We start from the raw sequence: 15,594 nt of genomic DNA on the forward strand, positions 1-15,594 counted from the left end.
GGGCAGCCCGGCCGCAGCCGCGATCGCGCGGGCCCGCTTCACACTGTGCGGCGGCGAGGTCGCCGATGTGCGCGTGCAGCAGCGCCGGCTTCGGCACGCCCGTCCTCTTCATGGTGGTTCATGGTGGCCCTCCGCTGCGTGTCACCGCTCGCTCAGTTCGCCCCGAACAACGAGGACGAGCCTGTACTTTCGGGTGACCGGGTCACGGTCCGTGCAGGTGGTGAGTGTGATGAGCGCCTTGTCCGGCTTCACCCCGGGCCTGTCGGGCACGGGCAGAGCGACGCCGACCTGCGTCGGCTGCACCTTCTTCGTCTCCGTGACCCGATAGGTGAGGTCCCGTCCCCGCCACTCGACGACGACCGAGTCGCCGTGTTTCAGCTCGTCCAGCCGGTTGAACGGCTGCCCCCAGCCCGTTCTGTGGCCGGCGACCGCAAAGTTGCCGATCTCGCCAGGCAGCGCACTCCCGGGATAGTGTCCCGGCCCTTTTGCCAGATCTCCTTGAGAAACGCCCTCGCCAACGACCGGGCGGTATCCGGCGCCGAATTTCGGAATCCGCAGCACCGCGAGAGCCTGCCCTTCACGATACGGGGACGCTTTTCGCACCGTGTGTTCAGGAGGAGCCAACTCCTCATGACCCGGCTGGGACCGTGAGAGCTGGTGGCGCATATCCTCTTGCGCCTGGCTGTAATCGTGATTCTGCCACCAAGCCTGGTAAATCCTCAATCCCCCCAGAAACACGCCGGACAGGATCAACACAACTCCCACCAGGCGGATGAGTTTCGGCATGGAAAACACCTCACGGATCGGTGGGATCACCAATACGGGCGACCCCACCTTGGACGCGTGCCGGCTTGGTCAGGAATCGTCGCTGTTGCTCCCCCTCCGCGGAACCAGCCTCAGCGCCGCGAACCCCGCCGAGATCAGAACGAACATCACGACCCAGAACCAGAAACTGTCCACACCACCGGTGACAGGCAGAACTCCTGCCCCCACTCCGGCAGATGCTGCAGTTCCGGCACCTGTGTAGTCCGCCATGAGTCTTCTCCTTCGGAACACGAAACGGCCAATTCCTCGTCTGGAACGGGTCAGGGCCGCGGATAAATGGAAGCGGGACGACGAGGCAGCCTTTGAGCGCTCACCCCAAGGCCGCGGCGGGAAGCGGAGCCGGGGAAGATCCACCGAAGACTCTCGACTAACCCTTCGCCTTGCTTACGGCGTATACGTACATCTTCACCAGATGGGGAGCATTCCGTCAAGCGAAGAGCGCGACGATCACTGGATCGACCGCCGCTCGACGGGCCGGGTCAGGTGGTCGAGAAGCGCGTCCAGCCCAGCGGCCAGGCCCTCAGGCCCGCCCCGTTCTGCGAACACGAGGGCCACCTGCAGCCCCGGCAACTCGTCCGGCGGCACATGCTGCAACCCGAGGCGGACCACCGGATCCGGCACATCGGGACCGTCCGACGCAGGGCACAGCTCCACCGCCACATAGCCGAGAAGCCATCCCGTGAAGGCACGAAAGGCCACCGCCGCTCGGGCGTCATCGAGCCCGGCCTCCCCCAGCAGGGCGAGCACCCTCTCATGACCTTTGAGAACGGCGAGCGGCCGACCGGTCCGGGGAGCCGTCAGCATGCGGGCGGAGAGCAACGGCACCGCCCTGGGATGCGCCAGACAGACGTCGTACGTCGCCCGCCCGACCCGATGAAGCCCGGAGCGCCAGCTCGGCACCCCGGCCACGTCAGCGGTCTCCGCGTCGACGGCCAGCCGCTGCTCCAGTTCGAGGTAGAGCAGTTCCACCAGCTCGTCCAGGAGAGCGTCCTTGCTCCCCGCGTGCCGGTAGAGCGCCATCGCCTCCACGCCGAGTTCCGCACCGAGGCGGCGCATGCTCAAAGCCGGCAACCCCTCGCGGTCCACCAGTGTCAAAGCCGCGGCAAGCACTCGCTCCCGGCTCAGCCGACGCCCTCTCCTGGCCATGCCACGCCTCCCGGTCACTCGCCCCTCCGCGCCGCTCGTGTTGACGCCTCACCCATTCGACCCCAAGATGTATGTGTACGACGTAAATATACACATAACCGGTGGAGCGAAGCCATGTCACATCGGCGGCTGGGAAAGGCAGACACGATGACCCGGAGCGTGGATCACACCCCAGAGCCGGGCAGGGGTACGTCAGGAACAGCGCCGCGAAGGGTGGTGGCGCTCGTTCCCGCTTATCGGGAGGTGGACTCTCTCGGACATGTCCTTGAGGCACTGAGGAGCCAGACGCGGCTTCCGGACCGCATAGTCGTGACCCTTGACCCGCACCAGGACAAGGAACGAACCGACGCACTGGAACGGACGGGCCGTGAAGCCGGGGCCGAGGTCTGGCACTCCGTCGGCAACAAGTCCAAGAAGGCCGGCAATCTCAACGGAGCGCTGGCGAAGCTGCTGCCCACACTCTCGGATGAAGACGCGGTTCTCATTCAGGACGCCGACACCTATCTCGATCCCCACTTCATCGAAGTGGCACACGGAAAGCTGATCGAGGGGTACGGCGCTGTGGGCGGGAACTTCCGCGGACGTGCGGGCGGTGGCCTGTGCGGCGTTTTCCAGCGGAACGAGTACTCCCGATACGCTCGTGACACGAAACGCAAGAACGGAAAGGTGCTGTGCCTGACGGGCACGGCCTGCATGTTCAGGGTGGAAGCCCTCAAGGACGTGCTGGACGCTCGCGGCAACGGACAACTGCCGCCTGCGGACGGTGTGTACGACACCAAGGTACTGACGGAGGACAACGAGCTCACACTCGCGCTGAAGCACCGGGGGTGGCGCATTGTCGCCCCTTCCCGAGCCACCATGACCACCGAGGTCATGGTGACATGGAGGGATCTCGGCAAGCAGCGGCTTCGGTGGAAGCGCGGAGCACTCGAGAACCTCTTTGACTACGGTCTTACGCGCCACACGCTCGAAGGCTGGGCCAGACAGGTGGTCGCGTTTCTGGGAGCCACGGTTTCGGTGCTGTACGTCGGGTCGGTGCTCTGGTTTGCCGCAACGGGTGCCGGCGTCAGGATCGCCCCCTTCTGGTTGGCCTTCACGGGGTTCTACGCCATAGAGCGTGCGATCACCGTGAAAGCACGGGGGTGGCGCACGGCCATGCTCTCCATGCTGGTCATACCCGAGTGGCTCTACGACCTCTTCCTCCAGAGCGTGCACGTCCGCGCACTGGCGGATACAGCCCTCCGAAGGGAGCGCACCTGGTAGGTCGGGAGCGCGGGGCTTTCCTCGGCGAGACCGTCCTCGACGCCGCTGTGCGTCGCAGTTCGTCTTCAGGTGGCACCCGCCGCGCGGCCCGTGTCGGCGAGCGGCAAGCGGCAAGCGGGCCGTGATCGTGTCCCCCGGCCTTCCTCGGAGTGGCCCTCGGTCCCGCCGTCGTGGTTCGCCACGCCCGTCCGAACGATGACCAGTCCGAGGCCGGTTCCCGGAATGGCGGCGTCGGTGGCGTTCGAGGCACGGAAGAACCGCTGGAAGAGCCTGTCCTGCTCGGCCGCGGGGATGCCGGTGTCGCTGACGCTCAGAGCCACCTTCTCCGTCCTGGACGTCGGCGCGTACGGTCACCGTCCCTCCGTCACGTACGCGTCACCGAGCGCGCCTGTCAGGCGATCACCCGCGGGCCCCTCGCCGCATCGACGATGCCCTCGGCTCCGCCCCCAGCGACCCGGCCCAGGCGCGCCGCGTGACCGCCCTGCTGGACGAACTCGCCCAGATGCTCCTGTGATCCGGAGGCCAGCCGCTCACTCCCCGGCTAGCCGAGAGCGGTGGCCGCAGACTCCAGCCACGCACGCACCATGGACACCACCTCGGCGCCCGGCACCGGCTCGCGCAGCTCGGCCGCGTACCGGACCCTCTGCTGCGTACCACCTTGGCGAGGAAGGCCGCCGCCCGCGGCTGGATGCCGAGCCTGTCCAGCAGGACGGCAGCGCCCCACCGCGCCGTCGCCGAAGAGGGCGGTGCGATGCGGTCCGGCGAAGGGGAGCCGTAACGCAGCATCGCCGGGATGTCCGACTGCGCCGGCTCGTCGTCGGGGAGGGTGGGCTCGACGACGACCGCGCCGCCGCGGGCTTCCGGGCGTTCACGGCCTGGCTTCTCGGTTACGTGACCGTCGAGCTGCGGCTGATGGTCGACAACCCCGACGAGTCGGACCCGGCGTTCCGCCTCGGCCCGCACCGCATGCCGCCCCAGGAACTGCCGAGGCTCCGTGAGCTCGCCCCCGCCCTCGCCGGACAGGGCGGGCCGGAGGGGCTCGCGGCCGGGCTGGACGCGTTGCTCGACTGGTTCGGTGAGGCGGGGCGGTGAGGCGCGGGGGCGGCTGCTTGTCTCCGCATGACACCGGCAGGACCCGGCGCCGGTCGCCCGCCGTGCTCGCCGCCCGCAGGCGTTCCTGCAGGTCGGTGAGCGGGGCGGCGAGGGCGGTGATCGCGGCCAGGCCCGCCGGCTTGGCACGGGACCGGCTTGGGGTCTCCCGGGCGTCGTAGTGCGGATGGGCGGGTGACCGCAGGGACGGTCGGCTCAGTGCGCCCCGTCCAGGCGTGCCCGCTGCTCCTCCGTCAGTTCCAGGTCCACCGCGGCCAGGTTCTCCTCCAGTTGGGCCAGGGAGGAGACCCCGGCGAGGGGGATGATCGGGAGGTCGGCGCCGATCTGCCAGGACAGGACGACCTGGTTCACGGTGGCGCCGGTTTCCTTGGCCACCTCGTTCAGAACCTTCAGGCGGGCCGGGTTGCCCGGGTGGTCGAAGTCGGCCGGGAGGCGGTCCGAGTGGGTGTAGGCGCCCCTCAGGAGGGGCGAGTACGCGACGAGGGTCAGGGCGGACTCGGCGCGCAGGTAGCCGATGAGGTCGGCGCCCGCGTGGCCGAGGCTGCCGTCGGGGAAGAGGTCATCGGGTACGTCGGTACGGGGCCGCAGGTGGCTGTGGGCGTACTGGAGGACCTCGTAGGCGGGGAGGCCCGCCGCGGCCGCCAGGGCACGGGCCCGTTCCACCCGCCACACCGCGTGGTTGCTCACGCCGAGCAGGCCCACCGTGCCCTCGGCGACCAACTCGGCGAATCCCTCCACCGTTTCCTGGAGCGGGACCCTGTGGTCCTCGATGTGCGCGTAGAGCAGATCCAGCTTGGACACGCCGAGCCGTTCGCGGCTGCGCTCCGCGGACTCGCGGATCATCTTCGCCGACAGGCCCTCCGGGTTGTCGATGTAGCTCGTGCCAGGGGCCAGCGGGCGGGCGCCCAGCTTCGTGGCGATCACGATCTCGTTGCCGATGCCACGACTGCGCCGCCACCGGCCGAGCAGTTCCTCGCTCTGGCCGCCCTGGCCGCCGTCCTCCCAGAACGCGTAGTTGTCGGACGTGTCGATGAAGTTCCCACCGGCCTCGACGTAGCGGTCGAGGACGGCGAAGGAGGTCTCCTCGTCGGTCCGTGAGCCGAACAGCATCGCGCCGAGCGCGAGGACGCTGACCTCGCGGCGGGTCGCCGGATCGGTGCCGATGGTGCGGTACTTCATGGTGATTCCCTCCCGTGTGTACCCGTCTTCGGGGCACACACGGGAGTCTTCATCTTGAAGCGCACTTCAAGTCAAGGGAGTGCACGGGAACTTGACGGCTCAGCGGGCGAACGGACCCTCCAGCGCCGCCCATTGGAGCAGCATGATGGTCTTGGCGTCGTTGATCTCACCGGTACGGATCATCTCCAGGGCTCTGCGGAAGGGCAGTTCGAGGATCTCGATGTCCTCGCCCTCCTCGTCGAGGCCGCCGCCTTCATGGGTGCGGGTCGAGGAACCGTAGGCCGCGGCGTAGAAACTGACCCGCTCGGTGACCGAACCGGGGCTCATGTAGACGTCGAAGACGTGATGGACCTCCCCGATGGTGTGGCCGGTCTCCTCGACCACCTCACGCCGCACTGCGATCTCGGGGTGCTCGTCATCGTCGTCGAGCAGGCCGCCGGGGGTCTCGATGAGCAGTCCGTCGGGGTGTCCGTTGACATACACCGGGAAGCGGAACTGGCGGGTGAGCAGCACGGTTTCGCGTTCCGTGTCGTACAGCAGCATGGTGGCGCCGTTGCCGCGGTCGTGGGTCTCGCGCTGCTGGGTGCTCCAGGTGCCATCGGCACGCTGGAGGTCGAAGGTCGTGGCCCGCTCGACGTACCAGTGACTGGACAGCAGTTTCACGTCCCGGACCTTGACGCGAGGGTTGCCGGTCAGGTTCAGGCCGGTGCGGTCGAGTCCGGTGCGGCCGCGGCGGTCGGGGGTGTCGATGCCCTCGGTCATCGGACACCCGCCGGGCGGAGACGGAAGCGGGGGAAGAGCGAGTTGGTCATGACCGCTTCTACCATTCCGGGACGGGCCGCGTCGCGCTCAGCGTGCTCGTATGGATCATCCGCGGCAGCCGTCCCTACGGCACTTCGACCACTGCCCCTGGGTCTTTTGGCGAGGAGGCAACCGAGGAACAGCACGCCGCGCAGCGCGAGGTGCGGCGGGCGCTGGACGGCGACACGGTGATCGGCGAGTGGTGATTGGTGTCACGCCGCACGGGGATGTGGCCGGCCATCGTCTGGGACCTCGCCGCCCTACTGGGCCGCTCCCAGGAACCCGGCTTCCAGCCCCACGGCACCCACCGCCCGAACCGGCCCGCGAGGAGGTGGAGTGGTCCGGCGTCTCGCCTGAGCCGGCGGTTACGACATCGTGGCGTGTCCGTGCGGGCGGACCGGCCGTCTGGAGGCGACCGTCTCGGACGCGAGCGGGCGCAGGCGGTGGGGCCGCTGCTCGACGCGGTCGATCCGGACCTGCTGGGGGTTTCGAGTCGTCGCTGCCGTTCCACGGCGACTGTCTCGGCGAGATCCGAGCGGCCACGCACACGTCAGCGTGGCCATAGGGCCGAGTGCTTGCAAGGCCCTTTGACAGCGGTCCAGGACGATCATGGACGCCGCGGCGAGAAGGGTACCGTCGGCCCGACGACCCGCCCCGGCGTCGAGGGATGGGCACACGAAAAGGGCCCCCACAGGCTCTCACCTGCGAATACCCCTCGCACCGTCGGGACGACAGGATTTGAACCTGCGACCCCTTGACGCCCAGGAGTGAGAGCCATAGGAACTACCTGCACATATCAGGCAGAACAAGGGCGCACGGCGTGCGTCGCGCGCGTGCTGTTCAGGGTCGCGAGCTCCGTGTGGTCCCCAACTGGTCCCCACGACAGTGGAGACGACGAACGACGTTGTCTGCTCAGAGAGGCGTCCCCCTCGTCAGGCAGACGGCTCAAGATGCACCTTCCCTGAAGGCATTCAGCACCGGCTCCAGGTCTTGGCCCCCCAGGACGTCCGCCGTCGCCGCCCTGGTTGGTTTGGCTACTCCGGACCGGCCGGCCGGAGTGCGGCGAACCACAGCCTGGTGGATCCGCACTGCCTCGCGCAGGTCGGCGAGACTGCCCGTCAGCGCGCCTCGGGCCGCGACGGTGCCGGCCAAGTCGGAGAGGCGCTGATCATATTCACTGTGGCGGCGACCGGTTGCGCCCAGCGCGTCCCGGCGGGCACGCACAGCTTCGTCCATGGTCGCCACGGAGCCGGTCAGTTCGGCTTCGCGCAGCAGCGCCCACCCCAATGTTGCAGACAGCCCCGGCCGGTACGGATCACGACGCCCCATCTCGTCTGTCTCCGCCCGCAGCATCTGCACTGCGACCCGCAAATCGCCTTCATCGCCTTGCGTCTCGTAGCGGCGAAGGAGACCGGCGCAGTAGTTGACCACGACAGTTGGATGCCGGCTGTCGCCCTTGGGGACGGCTCGCCGCACGCTGTTGGCCAACCGGGCCGCCTCATCGAGCCCTTGAAGGTCTCCGGCAAGCACCCGCCGGAACAGTTCTGCCGCTCTGCGATTCTCGGCGACCACACGATCGCTCATGCCCCCGTCACCAGCCACTGCCCCACAATATCCGCGTAGTAGCGACGCTTTCCCGCTTACTGCGCCGCCTCACGCCAGTGAGGAGAGGTGACCGTGTACGGCTGCTGGCTGAACTGGCGCTGGCCCCTGGTCTCTTGCAGGTTCGCAAACACGAACAGGAGCGCATTCTCCAGCAATATCAACGCCCCGGCCGCGTGGCCCTACCCACCATTCCGGATCAAGCCCTGTCACGGCGCCTGGCAGTGAAGCCCGAGGACTGTCGTCGATCAGGAGGTCGACTTGCCAGGCGCATCCGCCCTCTCCCCGGATCTTCTCCACGGTCGACGCTGTGATGGGGATCCGTGCACCGGCCACTGGTCCCCAGAGCTGGTCCCCAAGTCAACCTCGCTGAGTTTTCGACCCAGTTGGAGGAGGCTCTCGTGTCGTCCGGCGGGGCATCCGCGACGCACGTACGAGGATCACCCCCGGGTCAGGAAGCGGGTTCGCCAGGGCCGATCACGGCGTATGATTTCGCGACTCGCCGCCTGAGCTCGCGGATGGTGTCCTGCCATTGCCAGGAATCACTGCCGCACCACTCTGCTTCATTATCCGGCTGCCAGGCCGCCAGTTCGTCCAGGCGAGCGATCACCGTGGAGGGTTCGGTGTCGGGAATTCCGTTCTCGCCGTCCATGCGCGTGTTGATGTCGTGCAGTTGGTGAGCCACACCGGTAGTTCGCTGAGCCTGCGCATGGCGTAGCCGCCGCACTTGCTGCACCAGTCGAAGTCGGTGGGGTCTGCTGCACGATCGGGTGACATCTGAACTGGCTTGCCCTGTGGGGCGGGTGGGAAGGATGTCGCTGTGCCCAAGCCTTATCCGGAGGAGTTCCGCCAGGACGTCGTGCGGGTTGCGAGGAACCGCGGTCCGGGTGTGACGGCCGAGCAGGTGGCCACCGACTTCGGAGTCCATCCGATGACGTTGTGAAAGTGGATGCAGCGGGCGGACATCGACGACGGGAGCACGCCCGGGACGACCAGCCAGGAGAGTACTGAGCTTCGGGAAGCGCGTCGGCGGATCAAGCTGCTGGAGCAGGAGACGAGGTCCTGCGGCGGGCCGTCGGCGAGTGGTGCTGGACGGCGGTCATCGGCCCCGTCACGGAGGTGCTGCCGAAGGACAGCCCACTGACACTGCTCCCGGGCGGTCCGCTGCGCTTCCTCCCCCTCCACATGGCACACACTCCCAAGGACGACCGCGGCCGCAGCACCTGCACAAGGGACGACCGGCTGATCTGCTTCGCCCCGGGTGCCGCCGCACTGCTCGCCTCGGAGGAACCGGTGTCCCTGACATCGGTGACCTTGGTGTGTGCTCCGGGGACGCGGGCGCCTCTGCGCTACGCCCCGCTGGAGACGGACGAGGTGCACAAGCGCCACCCTCATGCCACGCGGCTCGACGGTGCACGGGCCGGCACCGCGGAGACCCTGGCTCACCTCGCGCGTACGAGCCTCTTTCACCTGGCGTGCCACGCGACGGCGGACCTCCGCGAGCCGCTGAACGGCGGGCTGGAACTCACGGACGGCAGACTGAGAGGGCGTTTCGCTCCAACGTTTGGTCCCTGTATGCCGACTTTTAGGGGGTTCTAGGTTCCGCGCCAGGTCGGGGTGGATTCGGCGGTGAGGCGGCGGGTCATGAGGTTGATCATTGCCGGCTGGACCATGGCTTCGGAGCGGTGCGGGTGGGCTTCGTAGCCGCGGGCCAGGCGGCGGTGGTTCATGAGCCAGCCCAGGGTGCGCTCGACGGTCCAGCGGCGGGGCAGGACGGTGAACCCTCTGTTGATGGGGTCGCGGCGGACGATGTGCATGTCGATGCCGAGGGTGGCGGCATGCTCGACGAGGTGTTGGCGATAGCCGCCGCCGACCCAGGTCTTGCGGATGGTGGGGTGCTCGGCGGCCACCTTCTCGATGAGGGCCCGGCCGGCGACTGAGTCCTGCTCATGCAATGACCCTGCTTCCAGGGGCAGGCTCCACGGCCGACCCCGCCCTACCGCGTCGGCCCCGGCCCGGCCGGCGCAGCACAGCCACCAGTTTGCCGAAGCTGCGCGGACTCAGCCCGGTGAAGCAGGACTATCCAGGACGGTTCCGATGCCGTGATCACACCACTCATGGGGTGATCATCTCGTGGCGTTCGCGCCGTGGCACTGCGTCGAGTCGTGCCGGGCGGGACCTGCCGATCCGACCCTCCTGTGACCTACTCGCCGACCGTTCCGTCGATCGCTTCGCGCAGCAGGTCAGCGTGACCGTTGTGACGCGCATACTCCTCAATCATGTGCGTGAGGACGTAGCGCACCGATATGGTCTCGCCGCGGAACTCCACCGTGTCGTCAAGGGACTCGAAGGCATCTGTGACCGCGCGGGACTCCTCACACGCCTTGTGCCAGAGCACGAACGCCTCGTCCACGTCGGCGTCGGCGTCGGCGTCGGCCACATGGAATGCACCCAGAACGCCGTCGACCGCGGGCCACCGAGCTTTGAGCTGTTCTCCGTTCAGCACCATTCGGAACCAGCTGCGCTCGACCTCGGCCGCATGCCGGACGAGACCGAGGAGGCACAAGCCCGAGGTCGCAACCGCCCTCCGCTTCAGCTGCTCGCTGGTCACCCCCTGGCACTTCATGGCCAGTGTGGCGCGCTGATAATCGAGGAACAAGGTCAACGACGCACGGTCGTCGGCCACCTTGGAAGGGTGTATGCGCAGGTCATCACTCACCACACGATCATGGCAAAGTCCGGTCCAACAGGCCACCTTGGTTCGGAAGGTGGACGCCAACCCCTCAGTGTCGGACCCCTCGGGCCGAGACGCTGCTCCATTGCGGGACAGCCTTTTAGCCGCTCCCCTTGCTATCGGTGTCCGCATCACCCACGCCGACCGCATGGTCCGTTGCCTGCTCAGTCTTGTCGTCGTGCCCGCCCGCAGCAGCGCCTGCCGCCTGCTGCGCCCTAGCCTGTTCCGCCGGCCTGATCGGTCGGCCGCGGCCCCACATACGGCCGATCGCGCCTTCCTGCCGCGCCCAAACGGTCGGAAAATCTTCGTTTCGTGGTTCCCTGTCGTGCCGCCCTACGCGCATCGCCGTGGTGGCACGCGTAGCTCCACCGCGATAACGACGTTTGTGGAGGTCTGTTACGGCACTCATTCGGTGAGCCGGGCACTCCCCGTGCCGCAGCGCGAACACGAAAAAGCGGGCTCCCCGACCGCGACCGGCAGGTAACGGCTCTGATCAAATGTCGCGATGCCCACTCGGCGCGGCAGCCGGGGTCACCTCGACATCACCGCCCAGGCCGTCCGCACCATCCGGCGTCTGACCAAGGATCCGTCAGCGACGCGTCTATACGGTAATGGTGGATCTTCGAACAGGAGGTAACACCTGAGGGCAGACGCGACGCCACCCGCACGAACTCCATCCGGTTCAGCATCCGTACCACGGCCAGCCCTGGCGTGGAGTCGGTCCGCTGGCGGCAACCCGCTCGCAACAGCCCCAGCTCGAAGGACAAGTACGGCTCGAGCAAAGAGAAGCCGCACGGCGGTGTTCACACCGGTGGCGGCGGCCTCGCGCAGTCCGGGAGCAACATGGCCGCCAGCTCTGTACTGCTGCTCGCCGTTCTCGGAGGAGTCGGCGCGCGCCTGCTCCGGCGCCGCTGCGCATCGTGTGCTCCCATGGTCTGATCAGGTTCCTGTCGTCAACTCGCTGCGCTGTTGCGGCTGCCGTCACACTCGGAGGTGACGGCAGCCGTGACAGCAGGGTTTTGCGCTGGTTGTCCACGCCTCACCGCCGCCAGTATGTGCCCCGAGAACGGGTAGGGGTCTCTTCCCGGCGGTTTAGCCTGATGCTGCCTCACGGATCATTTGTCTGAGTTGGGGAGTGTGAGTGTCGCCCGGGTAGCGAGGTAGGCCTCCAGGGCGTTGGAGGTCATGGGGCGGGCGTAGTAGAAGCCCTGGCCGTGTGGGCATCCCAGAGCGTGGAGGCGTTCGGCCTGGTCCGGTGTCTCGATGCCTTCCGCGACTGTGTCCAGGTCGAGGGCGTAGCCGAGGTGGAGGATGGCCTGGATGAGTCTGTTGTTGACGTCGGCGGCGCCTCTGAGGACGAGGCTCTGGTCGATCTTGACGATGTCGACTGGGAGGTCGCGCAGGGAGGCCAGGGAAGAGTAGCCGGTGCCGAAGTCGTCGATAGAGATGCGTACCCCGAGGTCGCGCAGGGTGCGGATGCGGGTGGAAGCGGTCTCGGCGTCGGAGATGAAGGTGCTTTCGGTGATTTCCAGGATGAGGGAGGTCGGCGGGAATCCGGTCTCGGAAAGGACTTGTCGGACGGTGTCGGGGAAGCGGTGGTCCTGAAGCTGGCGGCCGGAGACGTTGACGGCGACGCTCAGGGCAGGGCGGCCCGGGACGGTGTCGTGCCAGTGCCGTCCCTTGCTGCATGCCTCGCGCAGTACCCAGGCGCCGATGGGGACAATCAGGCCTGTCTCCTCGGCGATGGGGATGAACAGTTCGGGAGGGGTCTCAGCGCGGCCGGGCTGCTGCCAGCGCACCAGGGCCTCGACGCCGGTGACCTCCCCGGTGGAGAGATCAACGACCGGCTGGTAGTGGACAGCCATTTCGGTGCGGGTGAGGGCATGGCGCAGGTCCTGGGCGATGCGTGCGTGGTTTTGCTGCGCCAGGCTCATGGAGGGCTCGAACAGCACCGCATGGTTGCGGCCTCGCTCCTTGGCCACATAGAGGGCAATATCTGCGTTGCGCAGCGCATCGTTGAACGTGATCGGTTCGTTGATGGCGACGATGCCGAGGCTGGCGGTGACGAAGACACTGCGATCGCCGGAAATGGCGAAGGGGTCTTTGAACCGCTCGAGGAACCGGTGGGCGAAACGCTCGGCCGGGGTGTCCTGCAGGTCTTCGGCGAGGATGGCGAACTCGTCCCCGCCGATGCGGGCGACGGTGTCGCTGTGCCGCGCCGTTCCCAGAAGCCGATGCCCGACGGTGATGAGGAGCTCGTCACCGACGGGATGACCGAGACTGTCGTTGATGTCCTTGAAGTAGTCCAGGTCGATCACCAGTACTGCGGCGTTTACGGTCCCCGAGGTCCGGGGGAGGCCGTGTTCCAGCCGCTTCGAGAACTGCGCCCGGTTGGCCAGTCCGGTCAGGGGGTCGTGGAAAGCCTGGTGTGTGAGCTGTCGCTGCAGGGACGTCCGCTCGCGCAGGGCTTCTTCGGCCTGCCGGGCACGAGCGTATGCCTGGTCGGCAAGGAGCATGATGCGCAGCATCAGCAGCAGGGTCAGGCCGGCGAAAATGCCGGCGATGACCGTGGCATGCCCGGGCTCGTCACGCACATCACCCACGTCGGCCATCACGAGCACCGGCCCCGCCAGGGCCAGCAGGATGAGAACTGCCTTGAGGACGCGAGACAGCCTCTCCTCGTTCCGCGGCACCAGCCGGGTCGTCGCGGCCATGGACGGGTGCAGGGCCGCTGCGCCCAGGAACAGGTATGAGACCGACCACAGGACGTATGACACGTCCTCGGCGATCGGTTCGCCGGTGGCAGCCAGCGTGGAGTAGAACAGTGCGTCGGCGGCAAGCGTGGCCCCGACCCAGAGGGTGAACAGCGCCAGCGAGTAGGAGCGCACCCCTGTGGTGAGCACCAGTCTCGCGGCCATGCACAGCAGCACCAGATCGGCCAACGGATAGGCCAGGGAGACCGCGAGCGGCAGCGCAGACAGGTGGCTGCGCAGATAGGGAGCGACGATGAACGCCCACACCAGTGTGGATGCCCCCAAGGTGATGACGCCCGCGTCCAGAAGGGGCACCCAGTACTTGCTGCCACGCGATGCCGATGTCAGGCCGATCAAGCCTGCAGCAAAGCATGGATACGCGCTCAGGTAGAGCACATCAGCAGCGGAGGGAAAGGGCACCAGCGTCCCGGCAACCTGGAAAGAGCCGTAGACGAAATCTGCCGCGGCGAACAATCCCATCCCGGCAGCGAACAAATACCACAGCCTGGCCGGGCGCGGTCGATTCCAGCAGATGCCCACGATAATCGCAGCCGTGGCCGAGGACGCCAGCACGGGGGGAAACACATGGCGCACCGGGGCGGAGACGAGGAGATAGGCGCCGACCACTAGCCCCCCGGCAGTCAGGAACCACCACCACGCGTCCTTGCGAACGTGCTCCCCGTGAAGCGCCTCCTCCATAAGTCCTCCCAGGTGAGGCCGGCGAGAGCTGGCCTCGCAACCACAGGCCACAGCCGCAACGCGGTGAGGACAGCTCGTTTCAGGGCGGGTGCATTTTTCCAGCAAAGATCAGCGACGGGAAGATCGCAACCGGGTGCCTTTTCGGTGCTTGCTGCAAACCCCGGCATGTCGTTGGGAGCGCTTATCCGGGCTTGCACGGCGAGAGCCGGGGGCGGATCGTGGCGTCGCCAAGAGCTGCCTGTACGCTCCGCCCAAAGACGGCCTGGGAAAGATCGCAACTGTGTCTCTCGACTGCGGCACCGGCCGTCCGGCGGGAGACGCCTGGCATGGCCTGCCCGTGGCCGACCCGGTGCCAATGACCTACTCAGGCGGTGCCCGGCGGCGCAAGAGCGGCAAGAGGTGGCAAAAGGCCCGTCACACCACTGGCTCCCTGGAGAACTGAGTGGCCGTTGACAGAGGGCTCGGGTGGCTGACAGTCGCCGCGGCACGCAGGATGAGCACGGGGCCTGCGGTGAAGCGTGACCGACGCGCGCTGGGTAGATCCCGCAGGACCAGATTTTTGTTGGAGTGCCGACTGAGGAGTGCTGGGGCTTCCCCGTTGTGACCGTGATGGAGGACGGTTCCGCAAAAAGCGGTCCGCCGCCCGGCAGCTCGGCATGACCCTCAACACGGTCCTGCGCCTCTCCCACGGACGGGCGAGCCAGGTCATCACCGAAGTGACCGGCGTTAGCGCGGGCCGGGTCGCGGTCTGTCGGGCCCGAACCTCGCCCGCGAGATCATGGACGGCCAGCCCGCCGCCGCCACCGTCGCCTGCCCCGACGAGAATGCCGCCCGCCGCTTCCAGCAGGCGTGCCACACCTCGTACTTCCGGCCCTACACCAGCACTGACATCATCGGCTCCGTCGTTATCTGGGGTTCCCAGGGTGTTAGTGCAGGTCAACGCCGTGTAGCTGCGTGAGGGACGATAGGCACGGTGCTCTTGGCCTTCGTGACAAGATCTGGGTGTGACGACGTTGTTCTTGACGGTCGGCCTGCCCGGGGCCGGAAAGACCACGAGAGCTCGGCAGCTGGCCAAGGAGCACAGCGCTCTGCGTCTGACGCCGGATGAGTGGATGCTCCCGCTGTTCGGCGATCCGCAGCCAGAGGGGAAGCGCGATGTCCTGGAAGGACGGCTGCTCTGGCTTGGTCTGGAAGCGCTGAAGCTGGGAACCAACGTGGTCCTGGATTTCGGATGCTGGTCTCGTGACGAGAGGTCCGCGATCCGCTGGTTGGTGATGTCTGCGGGCGCGTCCTTTCAGCTTGTGTACGTGCCGGTGGACCATGAGACCCAACGTGCTCGGGTCGCCCATCGCCAGTCGACCACCCCTCATCAGACCTTCGCGATGAGTGAGAAGCTGTATCTCTATCGATCATGAGGACGGTTCTGATCGAACAGCATCCCTGGTCGGGTGATCTCTGCCGGGTGGACGCATGAGAACAGGG

The 15,594-nt window shown here is 67.3% G+C and carries 15 protein-coding genes and 4 pseudogenes; 7 read left to right on the forward strand and 12 right to left on the reverse strand.

Annotated elements, in window-relative coordinates; translation table 11 throughout:
• Positions 1–141 precede the first annotated feature (141 nt).
• From ACI2L1_RS10945 to ACI2L1_RS10955, 3 genes are all read right to left on the reverse strand, one after another.
• Positions 142–786: a class E sortase gene (locus ACI2L1_RS10945; RefSeq protein WP_404738993.1), complete on the reverse strand. Its 645-nt coding sequence runs from the start codon at positions 784–786 to the stop codon at positions 142–144.
• A 69-nt stretch (positions 787–855) separates the two neighbouring features.
• Positions 856–1,035 (reverse strand): hypothetical protein, encoded by a 180-nt coding sequence (locus ACI2L1_RS10950; RefSeq protein ID WP_404738994.1) that lies wholly within the window; start codon positions 1,033–1,035, stop codon positions 856–858.
• 237 nt (positions 1,036–1,272) lie between these two features.
• Positions 1,273–1,971, reverse strand: a complete 699-nt coding sequence (locus ACI2L1_RS10955; RefSeq protein ID WP_404738995.1) for a TetR/AcrR family transcriptional regulator — start codon at positions 1,969–1,971, stop codon at positions 1,273–1,275.
• Between the two features lie 147 nt (positions 1,972–2,118).
• Between ACI2L1_RS10955 and ACI2L1_RS10960 the strand changes: the two genes are divergently transcribed.
• The gene (locus tag ACI2L1_RS10960) at positions 2,119–3,234 is read left to right on the forward strand and encodes a glycosyltransferase (protein WP_404738996.1); all 1,116 of its coding nucleotides are present in this window, start codon (positions 2,119–2,121) and stop codon (positions 3,232–3,234) included.
• Positions 3,235–3,299: 65 nt separating this feature from the next.
• Here the strand turns inward: ACI2L1_RS10960 and ACI2L1_RS10965 are convergent, their stop codons facing one another.
• Positions 3,300–3,554 carry an ATP-binding protein gene (locus ACI2L1_RS10965; RefSeq protein ID WP_404738997.1) on the reverse strand — a complete coding sequence of 85 codons (255 nt, stop codon included), beginning with the start codon at positions 3,552–3,554 and terminating at the stop codon, positions 3,300–3,302.
• A gap of 571 nt (positions 3,555–4,125) precedes the next feature.
• Between ACI2L1_RS10965 and ACI2L1_RS10970 the strand changes: the two genes are divergently transcribed.
• Positions 4,126–4,326 (forward strand): hypothetical protein, encoded by a 201-nt coding sequence (locus tag ACI2L1_RS10970; RefSeq protein WP_404738998.1) that lies wholly within the window; start codon positions 4,126–4,128, stop codon positions 4,324–4,326.
• A gap of 213 nt (positions 4,327–4,539) precedes the next feature.
• On the opposite strand, the gene ACI2L1_RS10975 is transcribed toward ACI2L1_RS10970, so the two are convergent.
• On the reverse strand, positions 4,540–5,523 hold the full coding sequence (locus ACI2L1_RS10975; RefSeq protein WP_404738999.1) for an aldo/keto reductase: 984 nt from the start codon (positions 5,521–5,523) through the stop codon (positions 4,540–4,542).
• Positions 5,524–5,622: 99 nt separating this feature from the next.
• On the reverse strand, positions 5,623–6,285 hold the full coding sequence (locus ACI2L1_RS10980) for an NUDIX domain-containing protein (RefSeq protein WP_404739000.1): 663 nt from the start codon (positions 6,283–6,285) through the stop codon (positions 5,623–5,625).
• 92 nt (positions 6,286–6,377) lie between these two features.
• Here ACI2L1_RS10980 and ACI2L1_RS10985 point away from each other — a divergent pair, with 92 nt between their 5' ends.
• Positions 6,378–6,530 carry a hypothetical protein gene (locus tag ACI2L1_RS10985; protein WP_404739001.1) on the forward strand — a complete coding sequence of 51 codons (153 nt, stop codon included), beginning with the start codon at positions 6,378–6,380 and terminating at the stop codon, positions 6,528–6,530.
• Between the two features lie 739 nt (positions 6,531–7,269).
• Here ACI2L1_RS10985 and ACI2L1_RS10990 read toward each other — a convergent pair.
• Together ACI2L1_RS10990 and ACI2L1_RS10995 are read right to left on the reverse strand one after the other, a co-directional pair.
• Entirely contained in the window at positions 7,270–7,908 is a 639-nt protein-coding gene (locus ACI2L1_RS10990; protein WP_404739002.1) for a hypothetical protein, read from the reverse strand.
• Positions 7,909–8,377: 469 nt separating this feature from the next.
• A complete protein-coding gene (locus tag ACI2L1_RS10995) occupies positions 8,378–8,611 on the reverse strand; it encodes a hypothetical protein (protein WP_404739003.1) in 234 nt (77 codons plus the stop codon).
• 135 nt (positions 8,612–8,746) lie between these two features.
• Here ACI2L1_RS10995 and ACI2L1_RS11000 point away from each other — a divergent pair, with 135 nt between their 5' ends.
• Positions 8,747–8,869: a hypothetical protein gene (locus tag ACI2L1_RS11000; RefSeq protein ID WP_404739004.1), complete on the forward strand. Its 123-nt coding sequence runs from the start codon at positions 8,747–8,749 to the stop codon at positions 8,867–8,869.
• 119 nt (positions 8,870–8,988) lie between these two features.
• Entirely contained in the window at positions 8,989–9,525 is a 537-nt protein-coding gene (locus tag ACI2L1_RS11005) for a CHAT domain-containing protein (protein ID WP_404739024.1), read from the forward strand.
• Here the strand turns inward: ACI2L1_RS11005 and ACI2L1_RS11010 are convergent.
• The 4 genes and pseudogenes from ACI2L1_RS11010 to ACI2L1_RS11025 form a co-directional block, all read right to left on the reverse strand.
• A pseudogene (locus ACI2L1_RS11010) lies at positions 9,522–9,872 on the reverse strand (IS5/IS1182 family transposase); the annotation flags it as partial. The gene ACI2L1_RS11005 and the pseudogene ACI2L1_RS11010 sit on opposite strands and share 4 nt — an antisense overlap.
• Positions 9,873–9,878: 6 nt before the next feature.
• Positions 9,879–10,045 (reverse strand): annotated as a pseudogene (locus tag ACI2L1_RS11015) (IS5/IS1182 family transposase); the annotation flags it as partial.
• A gap of 84 nt (positions 10,046–10,129) precedes the next feature.
• Complete coding sequence (locus ACI2L1_RS11020) at positions 10,130–10,612, reverse strand: DinB family protein (RefSeq protein WP_404739005.1); 483 nt, start codon at positions 10,610–10,612, stop codon at positions 10,130–10,132.
• A 1,163-nt stretch (positions 10,613–11,775) separates the two neighbouring features.
• Positions 11,776–14,112: a putative bifunctional diguanylate cyclase/phosphodiesterase gene (locus ACI2L1_RS11025; RefSeq protein WP_404739006.1), complete on the reverse strand. Its 2,337-nt coding sequence runs from the start codon at positions 14,110–14,112 to the stop codon at positions 11,776–11,778.
• Positions 14,113–14,804: 692 nt separating this feature from the next.
• On the opposite strand from ACI2L1_RS11025, the pseudogene ACI2L1_RS11030 reads away from it, so the two are divergent.
• A pseudogene (locus ACI2L1_RS11030) lies at positions 14,805–15,010 on the forward strand (glycerol-3-phosphate acyltransferase); the annotation flags it as partial.
• Between the two features lie 106 nt (positions 15,011–15,116).
• Positions 15,117–15,503: pseudogene (locus ACI2L1_RS11035) on the forward strand (AAA family ATPase); the annotation flags it as partial.
• Positions 15,504–15,594: the final 91 nt, after the last annotated feature.

This window comes from Streptomyces sp. NPDC019531 (genome assembly GCF_044903305.1).
In the GTDB taxonomy this organism is placed as follows: domain Bacteria; phylum Actinomycetota; class Actinomycetes; order Streptomycetales; family Streptomycetaceae; genus Streptomyces.

Bases quoted from the DNA above. Each gene is read 5' to 3' on its own strand.
- ACI2L1_RS10945 (WP_404738993.1), bottom strand. From the start codon at position 786: ATGCCGAAACTCATCCGCCTGGTGGGAGTTGTGTTGATCCTGTCCGGC.
- ACI2L1_RS10950 (WP_404738994.1), bottom strand. From the start codon at position 1,035: ATGGCGGACTACACAGGTGCCGGAACTGCAGCATCTGCCGGAGTGGGG.
- ACI2L1_RS10955 (WP_404738995.1), bottom strand. From the start codon at position 1,971: ATGGCCAGGAGAGGGCGTCGGCTGAGCCGGGAGCGAGTGCTTGCCGCG.
- ACI2L1_RS10960 (WP_404738996.1), top strand. From the start codon at position 2,119: ATGACCCGGAGCGTGGATCACACCCCAGAGCCGGGCAGGGGTACGTCA.
- ACI2L1_RS10975 (WP_404738999.1), bottom strand. From the start codon at position 5,523: ATGAAGTACCGCACCATCGGCACCGATCCGGCGACCCGCCGCGAGGTC.
- ACI2L1_RS10980 (WP_404739000.1), bottom strand. From the start codon at position 6,285: ATGACCGAGGGCATCGACACCCCCGACCGCCGCGGCCGCACCGGACTC.
- ACI2L1_RS10990 (WP_404739002.1), bottom strand. From the start codon at position 7,908: ATGAGCGATCGTGTGGTCGCCGAGAATCGCAGAGCGGCAGAACTGTTC.
- ACI2L1_RS11025 (WP_404739006.1), bottom strand. From the start codon at position 14,112: ATGGAGGAGGCGCTTCACGGGGAGCACGTTCGCAAGGACGCGTGGTGG.